2 protein-coding genes are annotated in these 3,035 nt (G+C 62.0%); both read left to right on the forward strand.

Translation table 11 applies throughout. From position 1 onward, the window contains the following. Positions 1–1,953: BCCT family transporter (locus tag GNZ21_RS04165; RefSeq protein WP_269149949.1), on the forward strand; the 1,953-nt coding region annotated here is incomplete at its 5' end. Positions 1,954–1,983: 30 nt separating this feature from the next. Further along, positions 1,984–2,589 (forward strand): dephospho-CoA kinase, encoded by a 606-nt coding sequence (gene coaE, locus GNZ21_RS04170; RefSeq protein WP_157321623.1) that lies wholly within the window; start codon positions 1,984–1,986, stop codon positions 2,587–2,589. Positions 2,590–3,035: the final 446 nt, after the last annotated feature.

Below are 3,035 nucleotides of genomic sequence, written 5' to 3' on the forward strand. Positions count from 1 at the left end.
GGGGCACTTACATCCCGATCAGCCTACCCGGTCCCGTTGGCACTCAAATGGATACCCCTTTTCGTTATTGTCACGCTGATCATCCCTGATGAGATGGGAGATTTCTGGGGGACTGGCTCCGCGTGGCTCTACCAGAATCTCGGTTGGTTCTACACCTCGGGAGTCACCATCTTCCTGATCTTCCTGATCTGGATGGCCGTTGGCCGATTCGGCAGGATGCGCCTGGGAGACGACGAGGAACGGCCCGAGCACAGCAATGTCTCCTGGTTCGGCATGCTCTTCGCGGCCGGTATCGGCACCATTTTGATGTTCTGGGCTGTGGCCGAGCCGGCGAACCACTTCTATGATCCGCCGCGAGGCATCACCGCTGAGCAGGAGGATGCAGGCAGTGCGGCGGTAGAGGAGGCCGGAGGAGATGTTGACCAGGCCTACAGTGCCGCTGCAGCCGACCTGGAGTCTGCTGAAGCGACCGGCGACGATGAGGCCGTTACTGCAGCTAATGACACCTACCTCGGGGTCCAGGGGCTCCTGGACGACGCCGTGGTGGGCGGAACCCATGCAGCAGCCTCTGAGGCGATGGGCTTCACCCTGTTCCACTTCGGTCTGCACACCTGGACCATCTTCACCCTCCCGGGTTTGGCCTTCGCCTACTTCATCTACAAACGCAAGCTGCCCCCGCGCGTCTCCTCCATCTTCCAGCCCATCCTCGGTGATCGGATTCACGGCTCCGCAGGCAAGGCCATCGACGTCTTTGCCATCGTGGGCACCATCTTCGGGGTGGCGGTCTCCATCGGTTTGGGCACTATGCAGATCCATGCGGGCCTGGCTGAGCTCTTCGGAATGCCCGATTCGCAATGGTCCTTCCTGGTGATCATCGGGGTCGTCACCCTGGTAGCGACCATCTCGGCGGTGCTCGGCGTGGAGAAAGGCATCAAGCGGCTGTCCAACTTCAACATCTGGACCGCCATTGCCCTGCTGATCTTCATCCTGGCCACCGGCCCCACGGTGTACCTGCTGCGCGGGATGTTCGAGTGGACCGGTGTGTATTTGGGTCTCCTGCCCGAGGTTTCCTGGTGGAACGACACCCTGGTGGACTCCGGCTGGCAGGAAGGCTGGACCATCTTCTACTGGGCATGGACTATCGCCTGGGCGCCGTTCGTCGGTATCTTCATCGCCCGGATCTCCCGCGGGCGCACAGTGCGTCAGTTTGTGGCCGGTGTGCTGGGCCTGCCCACTGCCTTCACCATCATCTGGTTCGGAATCTGGGGCACCGGGGTCTTCGACATTGAGCTCAACGGTGATGGCGGGCTGGTTGAGTCCGTGGTGGAGGCCGGTCCAGAGACGGCGCTGTTCGCCTTCCTGAGTGAGTTCCCGCTGGCTACTGTGACCTCAGCTGTCGCGATCATGCTGGTGGGCATCTTCTTCATCACCTCCATGGACTCCTGTTCCCTGGTGCTTGATGACATGTGCAACGGCTTCGAGGGCAAGGCCCCACTGCACCAGCGGGCCTTCTGGACCATCGCCATCGGCGGGATCGCGGCAGTGCTGCTGACCGCCACCGGTGAGGGCGGGCTGGATGCGCTGCAGAATGTAGCGCTGATGTTCGGCCTGCCGTTCTTCATCCTGGGCTACTTCATCATGTACAACCTCTCGCGGGCCATGCGGGAGGACGCCGGTGAGATCGGCTACCTGCGTACCCGCCGCTGGCTGCAGACCCTGCCGGCCGAGGAGTACGAGCGGCGCATGGAGGAGAACGACGACACCCTGGCCAATGCGGTGGTGGCCCCCGACTTCGCAGAGGGCACCCAGCCTGCGAACGCTCCGGAGGTGGAACATGTCGAGCAGCCGCCGGTGGTCCAGGAGTACCGCATCCGCACCGGCGAGCAGCCCATTGTGGACCCGGCAGAGGCCGGGCCAACTGATGAGACGCCGGGGGAGAGCCCCCGCAGCTGACACTCCGATTTCTGTGGGTAGGATCGGAGCATGGCAGAGATTCTCAGCGTGGGCCTGACCGGGGGGATCGCTTCGGGGAAGTCCGCGGTCTCCCAGCGGCTGGCTGAGCATGGTGCGGTCCTCATCGACGCGGACCAGCTAGCTCGCCAGGTGGTGGCTCCCGGCTCTGAGGGCCTGGCTCAGGTTGTCGAGGAGTTCGGGGAGCAGGTGCTTGCCGCAGAGGGCGGCCTGGACAGGAAGGCCCTGAGCAAGACTGTCTTTGATAACGACGACGCCCGTGCTCGCCTCAATGCCATCATCCACCCCCGGGTGCGGGCAGCCTCCGCTGAGATCCGTGAGGCTGCCCCAGAGGGTTCAGTGGTGGTGGAGGACATCCCGCTGCTGGTGGAGACCGGCCAGCAGGACCGGTTTGATGTAGTTGTGGTTGTTCAGGCTCCCAGGGAGGAGCGACTCCGGCGGCTGCAGGAGAACCGGGGGATGGGCCGTGCAGAGGCTGAGCGAATCTTCGCCGCTCAAGCCACGGATGCCCAGCGCGCCGAGGCCGCGGATGTCCTTCTGGACAACTCGGGTTCGCTCGATGATCTGACTGCTCAGGTCGACGCACTCTGGCAGGACCTGTCCTCTCGTCTGCAGTGACACGGACATTTCAGGACGTCCAACTCTTCCAGAGCAGCAGGAATGGGCGAAAGTAAAAGACACTGTTCAGATTCCTAGACTTTCATTGAAGGTGAAGAGATCCCTCGCCAGACTGGTGGCAGCACGTGAAAACGTCTGATCCCCTCTTGCCGGAGACTAACTGGTGATTGTTCGTCGTAGAACTCAATCGGTCACAATGGGCCTCCTCGTGACCTCTGCTTTTCTTGTGGGGTGTTCCTCGGGCACTGATGAGAGTGAGGACCCGTGGGATCTTGAGCTGGAAGAGCTTGAACGGTTAGCTGACGAGCATTGGGATTGGCAGGTGGAGAATCTGGTCGAGTCCGGTGCTATGCGGGTGCATGAAGTGCCTGATGTCGATATTGTGGGCTCTTCACTATTGATGGTGTGGACCGGTTGGTCTGACTCCTAAGGGATGTGGCGGCTCA

It is taken from the genome of Nesterenkonia alkaliphila (assembly GCF_009758175.1).
In the GTDB taxonomy this organism is placed as follows: Bacteria; Actinomycetota; Actinomycetes; order Actinomycetales; family Micrococcaceae; genus Nesterenkonia; species Nesterenkonia alkaliphila.